Here is a 17,529-nt window from a genome sequence, read left to right as displayed (position 1 = left end):
CGTTCCAGGGCCGCGGGCGCCCCGCGTCAGGCCGCGCCCTCCTCGGTGTCCGCCGCAGGCTCCGCGCCCCGTTCGAGCAGCGCCTCCACCGCGTGCAGCTCGGCGTCCTCGATCGCCGGTGCCTCGAACTGGGCGTTGTAGAGACGGTAGTAAGCGCCGCCCTGCACGAGCAGCGCGCTGTGGGTGCCCTGCTCGACGATGTGCCCGTTCTCCATCACGACGATGAGGTCGGCATCGCGGATCGTCGACAGGCGGTGCGCGATCACGAAGCTCGTCCTGTCGCTCCGCAACGCGCTCATCGCCTTCTGCACGAGCAACTCAGTACGGGTGTCGACGGAGCTCGTCGCCTCGTCGAGGATCAGCACGCTCGGCTGGGCGAGGAAGGCGCGCGCAATCGTGATCAGCTGCTTCTCGCCTGCGCTGATGTTGCCTGCCTCATCGTCGAGCACCGTGTCGTAGCCCTCTGGCAGCGAGCGCACGAAGCGGTCGACATAGGTGGCCCTCGCCGCGGCCAGGATCTCCTCCTCTGTCGCATCGGAGCGGCCGTACGCGATGTTGTCACGGATCGTTCCGCCGAACAGCCAGGTGTCCTGCAGCACCATGCCCATTCGCCCGCGGAGGTCGGCGCGCGTCATCGTGGCGATGTCGACGCCGTCCAGCGTGATGCGGCCGGAGTTCAGCTCGTAGAAGCGCATGATCAGGTTGACCAGGGTCGTCTTGCCCGCCCCGGTCGGCCCCACGATCGCGATCGTGTGACCCGGCTCCGCAACGAGGTTGAGGTGCTCGATCAGCGGCTTGTCCTCCGTGTAGCGGAAGGTGACGTCGTCGAAGACGAGACGACCGCTGCCACCGTCGGCCTTCAGCGGCGCGGATGCCGGGGCCGCGGCATCCGAGGACTGCTCGTCGGCGTCGAGCAGCTCGAACACCCGTTCGGCCGAGGCGACGCCGGACTGCAGCAGGTTCGCCATCGAACCGAGCTGGCTGAGCGGCTGCGTGAACTGCCGCGAGTACTGGATGAAGGCCTGCACGTCGCCGAGGAGCATCTGCCCGCTCGCCACCATGAGTCCGCCGATCACGGCGATGGCGACGTAGACCAGGTTTCCGACGAACATCATGGCCGGCATGATGATTCCGGAGACGAACTGGGCGCCGAAGCTCGCCCCGTAGAGCTGCTCGTTCTTGGCGGTGAACTCGGCGTTCGTCTCCTTCTGCCTGCCGAACACCTTGACCAGCGAGTGCCCGGTGAACGTCTCCTCGATGCGCGCGTTCAACTCCCCCGTGTGCTTCCATTGCGAGACGAAGAGCTTCTGCGACCGCTTGCCGATGATCACCGTGATCAGCACGGTCAGCGGGATCGTGACGAGCGCGACCCCGGCGAGCACCGGTGAGATGCTGAACATCATGATCACGACGCCGATCACCGTGAGGATCGAGGTCAGCGCCTGGCTCAGCGTCTGCTGCAGGCTCTGCGACACGTTGTCGATGTCGTTCGTCACGCGGCTGAGCAGCTCACCTCGCTGCATCTTGTCGAAGTAGCTCAGCGGCAGCGCGTTCAGTTTCGTCTCGATGTCCTCGCGCAGGCGGTAGATCGTGCGCTGCACGCTGCCGTTCAGCACGAAGCCCTGCAACCACATGAAGACGGATGCCAGCACGTACAGTGCGAGCACGCCGAGCAGCACGGAGCCCAGGGCCGCGAAGTCGATGCCCTCACCCGGTGTCAGCTGCATCGGCGCGATCATGTCGGCGAGCTGATCCTGCCCGGATGCGCGCAGCCCGGCGATCACCTCCGCCTTGGTGGCGCCGGCCGGCATCTGCGCGGAGATGGCACCGGAGAAGATGATGTTCGTTCCCTCGCCGAGCAGTTTCGGGCCGAGCACGCTGAAGACCACGCCGATGACCGCGAGGATCGTGACCGAGATGATCTGGAACGACTCGGGGCGCAGCCGCCCCATCAGGCGCTTCAGCGACGATCCGAAGTTCTTCGGCTTCTCGACGGGCGCACCGCCACCGCCCATCGGACCCCGGCCGCCCATCGGGCCGCGCTGGGGTGCCGGTCGCGTCGGGGTGCTGCCCGTGCTCGTCTCGTTCGCGGCGTCTTCCGTCGTACTCATGCTGCTTCCTCCGCGGTGAGCTGCGACGACACGATCTCCGCATAGGTTTCCGAACTCTCCAGCAGCTCGTGATGACTGCCCCGTCCGACGATCTCCCCGTGTTCGAGCACGAGGATCTGGTCGGCGTCGATGATCGTCGACACCCGCTGGGCGACGATGAAGAGCGTCGCATCGCCGATGTCTGCGCGCAGCGCCCGCCGCAGATTCGCGTCGGTCGTCAGGTCGAGGGCCGAGAACGAGTCGTCGAAGATGTAGATCGCCGGTCGTTTCACGAGCGCCCTGGCGATGGCCAGACGTTGGCGCTGGCCGCCGGAGACGTTCGTGCCGCCCTGGCTGATCGGGGCGTCGAGGCCGCCGGGCATCGCCGCGACGAAGTCCCGCGCCTGGGCCACCTCGAGGGCGTGCCAGAGCTCGGTGTCTGTTGCATCGCTCTTGCCGTAGCGCAGATTGCTCGCAACGGTTCCGGAGAACAGATACGGCTTCTGCGGCACCAGGCCGATGTGGGCCCAGAGCAGCTCAGGGTCGATCTCGCGCACGTCGACGCCGTCGACCTTGACGGTCCCATCCGTGGCATCGAAGAGCCGCGGCAGCAGGTTGATCAGCGTCGTCTTGCCTGAACCGGTGCTGCCGATGACGGCGGTCGTCGTTCCTGGCGCCGTGCGGAAGTCGAGACCGGTGAGAACGGGCTGCTCCGCGCCGGGGTACGAGAAGGAGACGCCGTCGAACTCGATCGAGCCGATGCCGTGCAGGGTGACGACGGGGTTGCTCGGCGGCCGCACGCTCGGCTCGGTGCTGAGCACCTCCTGGATGCGGTCGGCACAGACCGCTGCGCGCGGGATCATCACGGCCATGAACGTCGCCATCATCACGGCCATCAGAATCTGCATCAGGTAGCTGAGGAAAGCTGTCAGCGTTCCGACCTGCATCGAGCCGTCCTCGATGCGGAACGCACCGAACCAGAGCACGGCGATGCTCGACAGGTTGAGCACGAGCATGACGACGGGGAACATGAGCGCCATCAGGCGTCCGGTGCGCAGCGCCGTGTCGGTGAGCTCGGCGTTCGCGGTGGCGAAACGCTCGGTCTCGATCGGTTCGCGCACGAAGGCCCGGATGACGCGGATGCCGGTGAGCTGCTCGCGCAGCACCGTGTTGACCCGGTCGACGCGCTTCTGCATCGAGCGGAACAGCGGCACCATCCGCCAGATGATGAGTCCGACGGCGATCAGCAGCACGGGTACGGCAACGGCGATCAGCCAGGACAGCTCGAGGTCCTGCTGCATGGCCATGATGATGCCGCCGATGCAGAGCATGGGCGCGCTGACCATCATCGTGCACGTCATCAGCACGAGCATCTGCACCTGCTGCACGTCGTTGGTTGAGCGCGTGATCAGGGAGGGAGCGCCGAAGGTCGCCACCTCGCGCTCAGAGAACTCGCCGACCTTCTCGAACACGCCGGAGCGGAGGTCTCGGCCGAGCGCCATCGCCGCCCGCGCGCCGAAGTAGACGGCGATGATGGAGCACACGACCTGGCCGAGCGTGATGGCGAGCATCCACGCGCCAGCCGACAGGATGTATGCGGTGTCGCCGGTTGCGACGCCCTGGTCGATGATGTCGGCGTTCAGCGTCGGCAGGTAGAGCGAAGCGATCGATTGCGCGAGCTGGAAGACCACAACGCCGACGAGGAGCCAGCGATAGGGCTTGAGGTAGCGCCAGACCAGTGGAAGCAGCATGAGTCTCCTCAGAATCGTGCGCGATCGGAGAGCCAGTTGATCGCGACGGCACGATCGCCATCGTTCTCGCCCTCGATCACCCGTTGAGCCTAACCGAGCGGTGGCATGCTGCGACGCCTTTGCCGTTCGCCTCTGGTGAACGCGCGCAGTGCGGGCACGGCGCCGGCCGCGCCGCCGCCAGAACCGGGCACAGCAATGCCGGCCGGGCACGCTGCCCGGCCGGCATCCGTCGGCTCACGCTAGCGGCGCCGGCTCACGGCGCGGTGGTGATCTCCGTGCCGTCCGGGGCGATGACGTGCCACACCTCATTCATGCCCTGGCCGTTCACATCGCCGGGCGCCATGTCTTTGACGAAGGTGTAGATCGGCCTGCCGTCGATGGTGATCTGGTGGTTGCCGTCTGCATCGGTGATCGTGCCGACGGTGCCGGTGACGCCGTCAACGACGGGAGTGTCCGACTCCGTCGTGATCGCCGGCCAGTTCGCCGCACACTCCCCTGTGCAGGCGCTGGCTTCGGCGCCCGCCGTGTCCTTGTCGAAGAAGTAGGCGGTCATGCCCTCGCCGTTCACCACGATCTCGCCGATCGGGCTCCCGGCGACGGTGATGTCGGGGTTCGCTGCGGCCACGTCCGACTCGGTGGATGACGGAGCCGGGGCGTCCTGCGCACAACCGGCCAGTGCCATCATCGCGACGGCGGTCCCCGCCAGCGCCGCGAACAATCTCGTTTTCATGTGTCTGTCCATTCCTGTTCCGTGTCCACCGCGCGTCGCGGCCATGGCCCAGTGGAGACCACGAGGAGAACACGGTGCAGCGCCCCGTTTCGTTCACGACTCCAGCGGATTCCCAGCTCGCGGGCAAACGCTTGCGAGTGACCGCGCACGATTCCGAGCGCGCTGAACGAATCGCGCTCCGGTCTCGTTGTCCGGTTGGAGGCACAATGACGGCAACACGAGATGCACGACTGCAAGCGCTGCACGATGAGAACGCGGCACCGCTGCTGCGCTACGTGACCTGGCTCACGCACGACTTCTCGCTCGCGCAGGACATCGTGCAGGAGACCATGCTCCGGGCGTGGAAGAACCCCAAGATCCTGGACGCGGACGGCGACTCGGCGCGCGCCTGGCTCTTCACGGTCGCGCGCAACCTCGTGATCGACGAGCGGCGGAGTGCGCGGAGCAGGCACGAGTTCCAGCCGGAGCAGCTCCCCGAGCTCCCGAGCGACGATGACATCGGCCGCCACCTGGACAAGTGGCTGCTCTCCGATGCGCTCCGCTCGCTCTCCGTCGAACACCGCAACGCGGTCATCTCCGCCTACTATCTCGGGCACTCGGCCGCCGAAACGGCCCGCCGCGACGGCATCCCTGAAGGCACGGCGCGATCCCGCGTGTTCTACGCGCTGCGAGCGCTGCGCCTGGCATTGCAAGAAAGAGGAGTCACCGAATGATCGATGAGACCGACCCGTACCTCGACTGGGATGCCGCGTACACCCTCGGGATGCTCAGCGCAGCCGAGCGGAAGGAGTACGAGCGCCACCTCGCGCACTGCGCACTGTGCTCCAGTGGTGTCACATCTCTGGCGGGCATGCCCGGCATCCTGAGCATGCTCTCGCCTGCGGAGGCGCTCGCCCTCGGCGACGCAACGCCGGCCCTCGCGACCGAGGAACAGCTGCGGGGCGCGGAGCATTCACCGCGCCCCCTCCCGCGCGCGAGCAGCGGCCGGGCGCTCCGTCCGCGGAGCAGGCTGCGGATGGCAGCCCTCGGCGGCGGTGCCGCCCTGCTGCTCGTGGTCGGCTTCGGTGCGTTCCAGCTCGGATCCGGCCTCGCGCAGAACACGGTCGTCGCCGGCCCCGCCCCGAGCTCGGCCCCGACCGCGACGGGCACCCCGATGCAGGCGGCCGACGCGGCCGTCATGACCGCAGTGCTGGCCCTCGAATCGAAGCCGTGGGGCACGCGCCTCGACTGGCAGTGTGAGTACGTGCAGACGGACTGGCCGGGTGGCGCCCCGACGTTCGAACTCGTGATGACCGACCGCGCCGGCACGGAATCCGTGCTCGCGCGCTGGACCGGCGCGGGAGAACATGCGGCCAATCTGGCCGCGAGCACGGACACGCCGAGTAGCGAGATCAGCCGCGTCGAGATTCGCGAGGTCGGTCGGCCAGACCCGCTGGCGACCGCCGAACTCTGAGTGCGACGGGTCTCCGAGCGTGCCGGGCGTGCCCGCTACGTCGTCGCGAAGAAGGCGCCGATCGTCGCCACCTCGTCGGCGCTCGGCTGCCACGAGGTGGCGGCGATGGCGTTCTGCTCGATCTGCTCCGGCTTGGTCGCTCCGGCGATCACGCTGGCCAGCCCCGGCTGGGCGAGCAGCCAGGCGAACGTCGCGGCCAGCATCGTGACGCCACGCTCCTCACAGAACGCGGAGTACGCCTCCATTGCATCCCAGGGGGCGTTGTCGCTGAGGTGCTTGCGGGTGCGCATGATGCGGCTGTCGCTCGGGCCGTTGTCGCGGCTGAACTTGCCGGTGAACAGGCCGTTGTAGAGCGGGAACCAGGGCAGGAAACCGAGCCCGTACGCGTTCGCGGCAGGCAGCACCTCCCGCGCGGCTCCCCTGGCGATCAGGTTGTACTCGTTCTGCGCCGAGATGAACCGGGGGTGCCCGTTCATGGCGGCCGTGTACTCGGCATCCGCGATCTGCCAGCCGGCGAAGTTCGAGTGCCCGATGTAGCGCACCTTGCCCTCGCGGATCAGATCGTCGAGGGTCGACAGCGTCTCCTCGATCGGGGTGTGCGGGTCGGGGCTGTGCAGCTGGTAGAGGTCGATCCAGTCCGTCTGCAGCCTGCGCAGTGATCCCTCGACCGCGAGCCGGATGTAGCGGCGCGAACCCTTGGCGCCCCAATTGCTCACCGGGCTCTCGTAGTCGGCGTGGCCGAACTTGGTGGCGAGGACGACGTCATCGCGGCGGCCGCGCAGCGCGTTGCCCATCAGGGTCTCGCTGAGGCCGTACTCGCGGCCGTAGATGTCGGCCGTGTCGAACAGGGTGACGCCGGCGTCGATCGCGGCGGAGATGACGGCATCCGTGCCCTGCTGCGTCTCGGTGAGCGTGCCTGCCCTGCCGAAGTTGTTGCAGCCGAGCCCCACCGTCGAGACACGGAGGCCGGAGTTGCCGAGGTTGCGGTATTCGATCTGAGCCATGTCTGCCAGCCTATTGCGGATGCCGACAGCGAGCGGGCGTCGCCCGTTCCGTCGCCTTCAGCTCGCGACCGTCTCCGGCTCGGGGTGACCCACCGTGGGCTCGTCATGGCGAGCGAGCTCTGGACGCGGGGCGAGCCGACTGAAGAGCGAGAGCAGCATCAGCGCGAGACCGACGCCCTGCAGCAGCAAGCCGAGCACCCGCACGACAACACCGATCGGCGCCAACGGTGAACCAACCGTGACCATTCCACCGTCTTCCGCGGAGGGCCCGCTGAGCGTCATCTGCGCCGCATTCCCGATCGAGAGAAGCACCCACCCGAGTGTGACGACGACGGCCCCACCACTGAGGCTGAGGAGCGAGCGCGTCGCAGCCCGGCGCAGCCAGATGTCTTGCCCGGCGTCCGCGGCGAGCGGAGGCGTTGCTTGCCACCGGAGCGCACTCAGTACGAGTGCTGCCACGAGTAGTGCCGAGATGATGACCGGAACCCCGAAATACCAGCCGGCAATCGACGTGCTACCGGTGGTCTGCCCGAGTTCGACCGAGTGAAGTGTGTAGTCGCCGTTCCCGTCCGGCGCAGAGAGGAGCCCTGCCCAAACCACCGAGAGGACGAGCACGGTCATGGCGATTCCCCACGCCGCGAACCACCAGCGGGCACCGAGCGATATCGGCGGATGCGCGGGCCGAGTGCCGTGTGGCTCAGAACCTGCGGAGGCGGTTGGTGTGGCGTAGCGACGCATCGCCGGTGGCCTGGTCAGCAGAACCGCTGTGCACAGCAGCACGCTGAGGAGCGGCGTGAGGAAGTCGTGCCATTCCATGCCCCAGCGATTGGGGGAGATCAGTCCGAAGCTGCTCGCCAACACCGCCGCCGTCGCGAGGATGCCGGCGACCCGTGTCCGACGCAGCTGCGCACGTGCCGCGCTGGTCCAGGGTGGGACGGGAGCGCCCTCCGTCGGGGCGGGCCGCGCAGGCACCGGGCGCGCATCGGCTCTCCGCCAGTAGTGCAGGAGCACGCCAAGAGGCACGATCACGCTCGTCACCAGCGGCAGCACCTCGTAGACAAGCCTGATCCAGACGCTCATCGCCATCTCCCCCGTCGGCCGGACCCGCCCGCCCGCCCGCTGTTGAGGACGCTACCGCACGACGGCCTCAGCGGGCATCAGGCGCCGTTCTCTTGTGCACAGGCATGCCAGCCAGGCGAGTTCTCCACCGATGTCCGATTCTCGCCAGCGGCTGTCACCGCCCGGGGTTATGGTCGAATCATGACCGAGAACGCCAGCACCCCGAGTGCATACTTACTGCGCACAGAGAGCCCCATCGGGCTGCTCGAGCTCACCAGCGACGGCGAGCACATCACGTCCCTGAGCATCGCGCGTCAGGGCGTCGTTCCCCTGCACGAGATGCCGGAGCGCCCCAACGCGGTGCTGACCGAGGCGGCGAGGCAGCTCTCCGAGTACTTCGCCGGAACCCGGCACGACTTCGAGCTGCCGATCGCGCCACAGGGAACTCCGTTCCAGATGAGCGTGTGGCACCGCCTCGGCACGATCGGCTGGGGCGAGTTCCTCTCCTACGGCGAGCTCGGCAACGAGGTGGGCAAGCCCGGAGCCGCCCGCGCCATCGGCGGCGCGGTCGGAGCGAATCCGATCCCGCTGATCATCCCCTGCCACCGCATCCTCGCCGGCGACAAGCGCATCACCGGCTACAGCGGCGGCGACGGCATCCCGACGAAGATCTGGCTGCTCGATCACGAGGGGATCGAGCACAAGACGAACCGCACGGCCGCTCCCCCGGCAGCCGACACCGGTGCCGTCGCGCTGATCGATCTGGAGACGCTCTCCGGTGCAGAGGCTCTCCCGGAGTACGCGCTGTGAACAATCTGGAGACCGCCGCCGACGGCGTCGCGCGCTGCGGCTGGGTCGGCGATGACGCCGAGTACCGCCGCTACCACGATGAGGAGTGGGGAACGCCGCTGCACGACGGTCGGGCCCTCTACGAGAAGCTGTGCCTGGAGGGGTTCCAGGCCGGGCTGTCGTGGATCACGATCCTGCGCAAGCGGCCGGCCTTCCGCGAGGCGTTCCACGGTTTCGACATCGATCGTGTCGCAGCCATGGACGACGCCGACATCGAGCGGCTCGTCGGCGACGCCGGCATCATCCGCCACCGCGGCAAGATCACCTCGACGATCAAGAACGCCCGCGTGACCCAGGAGCTCGGTGCCGATGGGCTGAGCGAGCTGATCTGGAGCTTCGCTCCGGCCGCACCGCGCAGCCGTGCGGCGACACTGGCCGAGGTGCCCGGAACGACCCCGGAATCCGTGGCGCTCAGCAAGGCGCTCCGCGCCCGCGGCTACGGTTTCGTCGGGCCGACGACGATGTACGCGCTGATGCAGTCGGCCGGCCTCGTCGACGATCATCTGATCGGCTGTCACCGCGCACGCTGATCGCAGGACGGGGCGGGTAGCCCAGCCCGGGCCAGCGATCGGTGTACCAGCATCGCTCGCGGTTCCAGAGTTTGCCTTGGTTTGGGCTGCCGCCTTTCGCGACGCTCCGCGTCGCGCAGTCCTAGACGATGAGTGCGAGCTCTTCCGGCTTGCCGGCGGTCGCCGGCTTGTGCCGCTGCAGCGCGAGGCCGGCGCTCGGCGCCCAGTCCAGCAACTCGTCGATGCTCGCGAAGTCAATGCCGGCCTCGAGCACGGCCCGGGTGAACTCACCCTTCGACTTCTTGTTGAAGTGGTTGAGGGCCCGCTTCTGGCCGTCCTCCCCCGCGCTCAGCACGCGCAGGTACGCGCTCCCCTCGCGCACGGGCAGCGGCCCGAGCGCCGTGTACGCCTCAGAGCGGAGGTCGAGCAGCACGCCGGGCAGCGGGGCGAACTGGCTCTGGATGCTCGTGCCCCAGTGCCGCTTGAGCGAGAGTTCCGGCAGGCGAGAGTCGTGCGACATCCGGTATGCCGGAACCGGGTCGAGGGCCGCGACCGGGCCGAGCAGCGCCGAGTGCACGACGAGGTGGCGGTGGGCGAAGGAGCGCGCGTCCGCCGAGAGCGACGGGGCGTCCAGCGCGTCGTAGAGCACCCCGGTGTAGCGGTCGATCACCGGCATCGTTCCGGATGCGGTGAGCTGGCGATTCCGCTCCACCTCGAAGAGCTGGGTGCGACCGAGCTTGAGCGCGGCGACCGAGGCGTCGGTGTCGTCGGCAAGCGTGCTCAAGGCGTGCACGAGCTCCCGTCGTTCCGCGCCGAGCCCTGTGAATGCGAGTGCACCGAGGTCCAGCGGCGCACCGTCTCCGCCGTCGCGCTTGGTCTCGGAGGGCGGGAGCAGGATGAGCATCGAGTGGAACCTAGGTGTGTGAAGACGAAACGGTGGGGAAATGCACATCGCCGGGACCTGGCAGCGCTTGCGCGCGCCCTGGTCCCGGCGATGAGTTACAGCTGGAGCGGATCTGTCCAGACGCGGACCTGGTTAGACCAGGCCGGCCTGACGAGCAACGACCTGAACGGTGTTGTTCTCGACCGAGAGGAATCCGTCATCCGCCTGCGCAGTGATCTTCTCACCGCCGGGCAGCGTCACGCGCACCTCGCCACGGGCGAGGATTGCGAGCAGCGGCTCGTGGCCGGGGAGAATACCGATCTCTCCCTCGACGGTGCGAGCGATGAGCTGGGTTGCCTCGCCTGACCAGACTTCCCGGTCTGCCGAGACAACGCTCACGGACAGCGTGGCCATGATTAGCCGTTCTCTTTCTGGATCTGAGCCCACTTCTCTTCGACGTCGGAGATGCCACCGACGTTGAAGAATGCCTGCTCGGCGACGTGGTCGAACTCACCCTTGGCGATCGCGTCGAACGACTCAATCGTGTCCTTGAGCGGAACGGTGGAGCCCTCAACGCCGGTGAACTTCTTGGCCATGTAGGTGTTCTGCGAGAGGAACTGCTCGATACGGCGCGCACGCGACACCGTGATCTTGTCTTCCTCAGAGAGCTCGTCGACACCGAGGATGGCGATGATCTCCTGGAGTTCCTTGTTCTTCTGCAGGATCTGCTTGACCGAGGTCGCGACGCGGTAGTGGTCCTCGCCCAGGTAACGGGGGTCGAGGATACGCGACGTCGAGGTCAGCGGGTCAACAGCCGGGTACAGACCCTTCGACGCGATCGCACGAGAGAGCTCGGTCGTGGCGTCGAGGTGGGCGAAGGTGGTCGCCGGAGCCGGGTCGGTGTAGTCGTCGGCGGGAACGTAGATCGCCTGCAGCGAGGTGATCGAGTGACCGCGGGTCGAGGTGATGCGCTCCTGGAGCACACCCATCTCGTCGGCGAGGTTCGGCTGGTAACCAACGGCAGAAGGCATGCGGCCCAGAAGGGTCGACACCTCGGAACCGGCCTGCGTGAAGCGGAAGATGTTGTCGATGAAGAGCAGAACGTCCTGCTTCTGCACGTCGCGGAAGTACTCAGCCATGGTCAGGGCCGAGAGGGCGACGCGGAGACGCGTTCCCGGCGGCTCGTCCATCTGGCCGAAGACAAGGGCGGTCTTGTCGAAGACGCCGGCCTCTTCCATCTCGTGGATGAGGTCGTTGCCCTCACGGGTACGCTCACCGACACCGGCGAACACCGACACACCACCGTGGTCCTGCGCGACGCGCTGGATCATCTCCTGGATCAGAACGGTCTTACCGACACCGGCACCACCGAAGAGGCCGATCTTTCCACCCTGCACGTACGGGGTGAGGAGGTCGATGACCTTGATGCCGGTCTCGAACATCGTGGTCTTGGACTCGAGCTGGTCGAAGGCCGGGGCCTTGCGGTGGATCGGCCAGCGCTCGGTGATCTCGATGGTCTCACCCGGGGTGCTGTTGAGCACCTCACCGATGACGTTGAAGACCTTGCCCTTGGTGACGTCGCCGACGGGCACCGAGATCGGTGCGCCGGTGTCGGTCACTTCCTGGCCGCGAACCAGACCGTCGGTCGGGTTGAGGGCGATGGCACGCACGACGTCGTCGCCGAGGTGCTGTGCAACCTCGAGCGTGATCGTGGTCGTCTCACCGGCGATGGTGATGACGGTCTTCAGCGCGTTGTAGATGCCGGGGATGGAGTCGTGCGGGAACTCGATGTCGACCACGGGGCCGGTCACACGGGCGATCCGGCCGACGGCGCCCGCAGTGCTCTCAGCCTGGACTGGCGCGGTAGCAGTGTCAGTCATTGTTCTCTCTCTTCTGGGCTTACTTCGTAAAAAACTAGGACTACTTGGCGGACGACAGAGCGTCGGCGCCGCCGACGATCTCGGAAATCTGCTGCGTGATCTCGGACTGGCGCGCGTTGTTGGCCAAACGCGTGTAATCGGTGATGAGCTTGTCGGCGTTGTCGCTGGCCGACTTCATCGCCTTCTGGCGGCTGGCGTGCTCTGAGGCGGCCGACTGCAGCATCGCGTTGAACAGACGGCTCTCGATGTACACCGGGAGCAGCGCGTCCAGAACGGTCTCGACGTCCGGCTCGAACTCGTAGAGCGGCAGAACCTGCTTGTCGCCCGGCTCCTCCACACCCTCAACAACCTCAAGGGGAAGCAGTCGAACGACCTCGGGAACCTGGCTGACCATGCTCACGAAGCGGTTGAAGACGACGTGAATCTCGTCGACACCGCCGTCGTCGCTGTCGCGCAGGAAGCTCTCGAGCAGCGCGTCACCGATCTCCTTCGCCGCCTCGAACTGCGGCTGGTCGGTGCCGCCGGTCCAGACGCGCTCCGATGCACGGTGACGGAAGCTGAAGTACGCCGCCGCCTTGCGCCCGACCAGGAAGTACACGACGTCCTTGCCCTGGCTGCGCAGCAGCGTGCTGAGCTCTTCGGCCTCTCGAAGCACCTGGGAGCTGAACGCGCCTGCGAGTCCGCGGTCCGACGTGAAGATGACGACGGCTGCCCGTTCGATCTTCTCCGGCTCGGTCGTGAGCACGTGCTCGACATTCGAGTACGTCGCCACGGCCGACACGGCGCGGGTGATGGCCCACGAGTACGGCGTGGATGCCGCGACGCGTGCCTGCGCCTTTTGGATGCGTGATGCGGAGATCAGCTCCATGGCACGAGTGATCTTCTTGGTCGTCTGGGCAGACTTGATCTTCTGCCGGTAGACCCGAAGTTGCGCTCCCATGTCTCTCCTGTGGTTCCTAGTTCAGTATCAGTCGAATAGTCGTCTCGGGCGTCGCTTAGCGACGGCCCTTGACGATCTTTTCCTGGTTGACGTCTTCTTCGGCGATGGCTTCGAACTTCTCGTTCGAGGCCAGCGGCTTGCCGTCGCCCGTCTGGAACTCGAGCTTGAACTTGTCCACGGCGGCCGTAAGCTCAGCGACGGTTGCGTCGTCGAGGACGTTGGTCGCGCGCAGCGTGTTCAGAACCTCGGTGTTGCGGCCCAGGTAGTCGAGCAGCTCGCGCTCGAAGCGCAGGATGTCCTCAACGGGAACCTCGTCCAGCTTGCCGTTCGTGCCGGCCCAGATCGAGACGACCTGGTCCTCGACGGGGAACGGCGAGTACTGCGGCTGCTTGAGCAGCTCGGTGAGGCGGGCGCCACGGGCGAGCTGACGGCGGCTGGCCGCGTCGAGGTCGGAGGCGAACATCGCGAAGGCCTCGAGCGAGCGGTACTGCGCCAGCTCCAGCTTCAGCGTTCCTGAAACCTTCTTGATGGACTTGACCTGAGCGTCACCACCGACACGCGAGACCGAGATACCCACGTCAACAGCGGGGCGCTGGTTGGCGTTGAAGAGGTCGGACTGCAGGAAGATCTGGCCGTCGGTGATCGAGATCACGTTGGTCGGAATGTAGGCGGAGACGTCGTTGGCCTTGGTCTCGATGATCGGGAGACCGGTCATCGAGCCGGCGCCGAGCTCGTCGGAGAGCTTGGCGCAACGCTCGAGCAGACGGGAGTGCAGGTAGAACACGTCACCGGGGTATGCCTCGCGGCCCGGCGGGCGGCGCAGCAGCAGCGAAACGGCGCGGTAGGCCTCTGCCTGCTTGGAGAGGTCATCGAAGACGATGAGGACGTGCTTGCCGCCGTACATCCAGTGCTGGCCGATGGCCGAGCCCGTGTAGGGAGCGAGGTACTTGAAGCCGGCGGGGTCGGATGCCGGAGCGGCCACGATCGTGGTGTAGTCCATGGCACCGGCGTCCTCGAGGGCGCCCTTCACCGAAGCGATGGTCGAGCCCTTCTGACCGATGGCAACGTAGATGCAGCGCACCTGCTTGTTGACATCGCCAGACTCCCAGTTGGCCTTCTGGTTGATGATGGTGTCGATCGCCAGAGCGGTCTTACCGGTCTGACGGTCACCGATGATCAGCTGACGCTGTCCACGGCCGACGGGGATCATGGCGTCGATGGCCTTGATACCGGTCTGCAGGGGCTCGTGAACCGACTTGCGCTGCATGACGCCGGGAGCCTGGAGCTCGAGCGCGCGGCGACCCTCTGCGACGATCTCGCCGAGACCGTCGATCGGAGCACCCAGCGGGTCAACGACACGACCGAGGAAGCCGTCACCAACGGGGGCGGAGAGAACCTCACCCGTGCGGGTGACCTCCATGCCCTCGACGATGCCGCCGAACTCGCCGAGCACAACAACACCGATCTCGTCTTCGTCGAGGTTCTGGGCGAGGCCCAGGGTGCCGTCGGCGAACTTGATCAGCTCGTTGGCCATGACGCCGGGGAGGCCCTGGACGTGAGCAATACCGTCACCGGCATCCGTCACGTGGCCAACCTCGGTTGCAGCAGCGCTGCCGGGCTCGTAAGCCTTGACGAAGTCCTTGAGCGCGTCGCGGATCTCATCGGGGCTGATTGTGAGTTCTGCCATCATCTTCCCTTTTCTGCACGAGGTGTACAGGTTCTGTCGTTTCGAAGCCCTACGGCGTCGAGGTCAAATATGTTCCAGCTGACACAAGGTCAGCTGGCAAGCTGAATTCGCACATCGTTGAGACGAGATGCAATGCTGCCGTCGATCACATCGTCGCCGATCTGAACGCGGAGCCCACCGAGGACGGCGGGATCGACAACCTGGTTGATCCGCAGCTCACGGCCGTAGCTGCCCGAGAGCACTGCGGCGAGGCGCTGCAGCTGTGCGGGAGCGATCGGCGCGGCCGAGGTGACCGTTGCGATGCCGAAGCCCGCCTCGTCGGCGACGACGGATGCCGCGTAGCGCAGCAGCTCGCCGATGCGGCGGCCGCGGGGCTGCAGCACGAGCTGGTTCACGATCGCCGCGGTCTGGGCCGAAGCCTTGCCACCGAGCAGCGATGCGACCAGGGTCGACTTCGCGGCTGGGTCGCCGAGCTTGTTCGAGAGCGCGAGCTCCAGCTCGGCGTTGCCTGCGACCGCTTCGCCGAAGGCGAAGAGCTCACGCTCGATGGCGGCGCCGGACGGAGCGGAGGCGGCGATCGCGCGCAGCCCCAACTCCTCGACGGCCGCCAGCACGTCATCCTGGCTCGACCAGCGGCTCACGGCGATGCCGCGGAGCAGCTCGCGCACGGGAGCGCTGAGCGAGGAGAAGACCGAGTCAACGAGCTCGACCTTGGCTGCGGAATCCGCACCGGGGTCGGCTACGGCCTGGACGAGCTGGCTGGAGCTGCCGATGACACGGCTGGCAGCGAAGAGCTCCTCGCCGGTGGCGAGGTTGGCTCCGCTGAGTGCGGTCAGTGCGGCTCTCGCCGAAGCGAGGGCCTCTCTGGTCGCTGATCCCATGGTTGTTACTTCTTTCCTGCCGAAGGCGCAGCCTTCTCGGCGGCCTCCAGGTCTGCGAGGAAGCGGTCGACGATGGCACTGGCCTTGGCGTCGTCGGTGAGGCTTTCGCCGATCACACCGGAAGCCAGGTCGATGGCAAGCGTGCCGACCTCGGAGCGCAGCGAGACAACAGCTGCCTGGCGCTCCGCCTCAATCTGAGCCTGAGCCGATGCAGTGATGCGGGCGGCCTCGGTCGACGCGGAGGTCTTGGCCTCTGCGACGATCTTCTTGCCGTCCTCGCGTGCAGACTCACGGATGTTGCCGGCCTCTGCGCGCGCGTCGGCGAGCTGAGCGGTGTACTCCTCGAGTGCGGCCTCGGCCTTGCGCTGTGCCTCGTCGGCCTTGGCAATGTTGCCTTCGATCGCCTCGGCACGCTGGTCGAGCATGACCTGCATCTTCGGCAGTCCGAACTTCCAGAAGAAGAACAGGATGATGAAGAAGCAGACGGCCGACCAGATGATGTCGTACATCTCCGGGATAAGCGGGTTCTTAGCCACTTCCTCGGTTGCAGTTGCGAGCACTGCGTGAAGCATCAGGCCTCCTTAGAGAGCGAAAAGAGGATTAGAAGCCGAAGATGAAGGCGGTAGCGATACCGATGAAGGCGAGCGCCTCGGTGAAGGCGATACCGATCCACATCAGAACCTGCAGGCGGCCGGCGAGCTCGGGCTGGCGGGCGACACCCTCAATGGTCTTGCCGACGACGATACCAACGCCGATGGCCGGGCCGATTGCTGCGAGGCCGTAGCCGACCGTCGCGATGCTGCCGCTGATCTCGGCGAGAACGGTTGTTGCGTCCACGTTTGTGTTTCCTTCCGTTGGGCGAATTCGGCGGTTGCCGAGTTCGTTTTAGTGTTCTTCTGCGACCGCGAGCTGGATGTAGACCGCGGTAAGTAGGGCAAAGACGTAGGCCTGGAGCACGGCGACCAGGATCTCGAACAGCGTGAACGCGAGTCCGAATGCGAGGGAGCCGACACCGAGGATTGACCACAGCCCGCCGGCTGTGAAGAAGAAGAACTGGGTTGCCGCGAAGAACAGCACCAGCAGCAGGTGGCCGACCATCATGTTCATCAGAAGACGAAGGCTGAGCGTGACCGGGCGGATGATGAACGTCGAGATGAACTCGATCGGCGTCACGATGATGTACACCGGCAGCGGAACGCCGGCCGGGAACAGCGAGTTCTTGAAGAACTTGCCCGGGCTCTTCTTGATACCGGCGTAGATGAACGTCACGTAGGCGACGATCGCAAGCACGATCGGAACACCGATAACCGCGGTTCCGGCGATGTTGAGGCCGGGGATGATTCCCGTCAGGTTCATGAAGAGGATCATGAAGAAGATCGTCGTCAGGATCGGCAGGAAGCGCTTGGCGTCCTTGCGACCCAGCAGGTCTTCGGCGATGTTGACGCGGACGAGGTCCAGGCCCATCTCGATGAGGCTCTGGAATCGGCCGGGAACGATCTGCATCTTGCGCGTGCCGAGCCAGAACAGCAGCAGCAACACCGCCATCGCGAGGAAGCGCACCAGAATGATGCGGTTGATCTCGAACGGGGTGCCCGCCAGGAAGATTACTTCAGGAAAGAATTCGTCGATGGACGGAGCGTGGAAGCCGCCATCATCGGTTGAGGATGTGACCAGCAGGTTCACAGCGGTAGCTAACAGCGCTATCTCCTGTTTCGGGGCGGGGAGCTCTGCTCTCGCGGCGACGAACGGTGGGAACGGATTTCAGACACGATCAAGCCGCATCGAAAGCCGGGGGGAACTGCACTTACTCTAG

The 17,529-nt window shown here is 66.3% G+C and carries 18 protein-coding genes; 4 read left to right on the top strand and 14 right to left on the bottom strand.

The window, feature by feature from the left end; translation table 11 throughout:
- Nucleotides 1–26: 26 nt before the first annotated feature.
- The 3 genes from EV379_RS03895 to EV379_RS03885 all read right to left on the bottom strand — a co-directional run bounded on the left by EV379_RS03895 (nt 27) and on the right by EV379_RS03885 (nt 4,571).
- A complete protein-coding gene (locus tag EV379_RS03895; RefSeq protein ID WP_130504987.1) occupies nt 27–2,111 on the bottom strand; it encodes an ABC transporter ATP-binding protein in 2,085 nt (694 codons plus the stop codon).
- A complete protein-coding gene (locus EV379_RS03890) occupies nt 2,108–3,841 on the bottom strand; it encodes an ABC transporter ATP-binding protein (protein ID WP_130504986.1) in 1,734 nt (577 codons plus the stop codon). Before EV379_RS03890 ends, EV379_RS03895 begins: the two co-directional genes overlap by 4 nt.
- A gap of 253 nt (nt 3,842–4,094) precedes the next feature.
- A complete protein-coding gene (locus EV379_RS03885; protein ID WP_130504985.1) occupies nt 4,095–4,571 on the bottom strand; it encodes a COG4315 family predicted lipoprotein in 477 nt (158 codons plus the stop codon).
- Between the two features lie 206 nt (nt 4,572–4,777).
- Between EV379_RS03885 and EV379_RS03880 the strand changes: the two genes are divergently transcribed.
- Entirely contained in the window at nt 4,778–5,284 is a 507-nt protein-coding gene (locus tag EV379_RS03880; protein WP_130504984.1) for a sigma-70 family RNA polymerase sigma factor, read from the top strand.
- Complete coding sequence (locus EV379_RS03875; protein WP_130504983.1) at nt 5,281–6,024, top strand: zf-HC2 domain-containing protein; 744 nt, start codon at nt 5,281–5,283, stop codon at nt 6,022–6,024. Before EV379_RS03880 ends, EV379_RS03875 begins: the two co-directional genes overlap by 4 nt.
- A 35-nt stretch (nt 6,025–6,059) precedes the next feature.
- Here EV379_RS03875 and EV379_RS03870 read toward each other — a convergent pair whose 3' ends face one another.
- Nucleotides 6,060–7,028: an aldo/keto reductase gene (locus EV379_RS03870; RefSeq protein ID WP_130504982.1), complete on the bottom strand. Its 969-nt coding sequence runs from the start codon at nt 7,026–7,028 to the stop codon at nt 6,060–6,062.
- A gap of 57 nt (nt 7,029–7,085) precedes the next feature.
- Nucleotides 7,086–8,108: a hypothetical protein gene (locus tag EV379_RS03865; protein WP_130504981.1), complete on the bottom strand. Its 1,023-nt coding sequence runs from the start codon at nt 8,106–8,108 to the stop codon at nt 7,086–7,088.
- Between the two features lie 180 nt (nt 8,109–8,288).
- Between EV379_RS03865 and EV379_RS03860 the strand changes: the two genes are divergently transcribed.
- Nucleotides 8,289–8,897, top strand: a complete 609-nt coding sequence (locus EV379_RS03860; protein WP_130504980.1) for a methylated-DNA--[protein]-cysteine S-methyltransferase — start codon at nt 8,289–8,291, stop codon at nt 8,895–8,897.
- A complete protein-coding gene (locus EV379_RS03855; protein WP_130504979.1) occupies nt 8,894–9,466 on the top strand; it encodes a DNA-3-methyladenine glycosylase I in 573 nt (190 codons plus the stop codon). Before EV379_RS03860 ends, EV379_RS03855 begins: the two co-directional genes overlap by 4 nt.
- Before the next feature lie 121 nt (nt 9,467–9,587).
- Here EV379_RS03855 and EV379_RS03850 read toward each other — a convergent pair whose 3' ends face one another.
- The 9 genes from EV379_RS03850 to atpB form a co-directional block, all read right to left on the bottom strand.
- Nucleotides 9,588–10,349, bottom strand: coding sequence for a YaaA family protein (locus tag EV379_RS03850; RefSeq protein WP_130504978.1), 762 nt, complete (start codon nt 10,347–10,349; stop codon nt 9,588–9,590).
- Nucleotides 10,350–10,481: 132 nt separating this feature from the next.
- Nucleotides 10,482–10,742, bottom strand: coding sequence for a F0F1 ATP synthase subunit epsilon (locus EV379_RS03845; RefSeq protein ID WP_083363354.1), 261 nt, complete (start codon nt 10,740–10,742; stop codon nt 10,482–10,484).
- A gap of 2 nt (nt 10,743–10,744) precedes the next feature.
- Nucleotides 10,745–12,208 carry a F0F1 ATP synthase subunit beta gene (atpD, locus tag EV379_RS03840; RefSeq protein ID WP_130504977.1) on the bottom strand — a complete coding sequence of 488 codons (1,464 nt, stop codon included), beginning with the start codon at nt 12,206–12,208 and terminating at the stop codon, nt 10,745–10,747.
- Between the two features lie 40 nt (nt 12,209–12,248).
- Entirely contained in the window at nt 12,249–13,148 is a 900-nt protein-coding gene (locus tag EV379_RS03835) for a F0F1 ATP synthase subunit gamma (RefSeq protein WP_130504976.1), read from the bottom strand.
- 55 nt (nt 13,149–13,203) lie between these two features.
- On the bottom strand, nt 13,204–14,835 hold the full coding sequence (gene atpA, locus EV379_RS03830; RefSeq protein ID WP_130504975.1) for a F0F1 ATP synthase subunit alpha: 1,632 nt from the start codon (nt 14,833–14,835) through the stop codon (nt 13,204–13,206).
- Nucleotides 14,836–14,924: 89 nt separating this feature from the next.
- Entirely contained in the window at nt 14,925–15,716 is a 792-nt protein-coding gene (locus tag EV379_RS03825; RefSeq protein WP_130504974.1) for a F0F1 ATP synthase subunit delta, read from the bottom strand.
- Between the two features lie 5 nt (nt 15,717–15,721).
- Complete coding sequence (locus EV379_RS03820; RefSeq protein ID WP_130504973.1) at nt 15,722–16,288, bottom strand: F0F1 ATP synthase subunit B; 567 nt, start codon at nt 16,286–16,288, stop codon at nt 15,722–15,724.
- 28 nt (nt 16,289–16,316) lie between these two features.
- Complete coding sequence (atpE, locus tag EV379_RS03815; RefSeq protein WP_130504972.1) at nt 16,317–16,553, bottom strand: ATP synthase F0 subunit C; 237 nt, start codon at nt 16,551–16,553, stop codon at nt 16,317–16,319.
- Nucleotides 16,554–16,601: 48 nt separating this feature from the next.
- A complete protein-coding gene (gene atpB / locus EV379_RS03810) occupies nt 16,602–17,399 on the bottom strand; it encodes a F0F1 ATP synthase subunit A (RefSeq protein WP_130504971.1) in 798 nt (265 codons plus the stop codon).
- Between the last annotated feature and the right edge of the window lie 130 nt (nt 17,400–17,529).

The sequence above is a fragment of the Microterricola gilva genome (assembly GCF_004217495.1).
Classification (GTDB): Bacteria; Actinomycetota; Actinomycetes; order Actinomycetales; family Microbacteriaceae; genus Microterricola; species Microterricola gilva.
The sequence above is the reverse complement of the archived record's forward strand: the minus strand, read 5'-3'. Positions and strand labels throughout refer to the sequence as shown.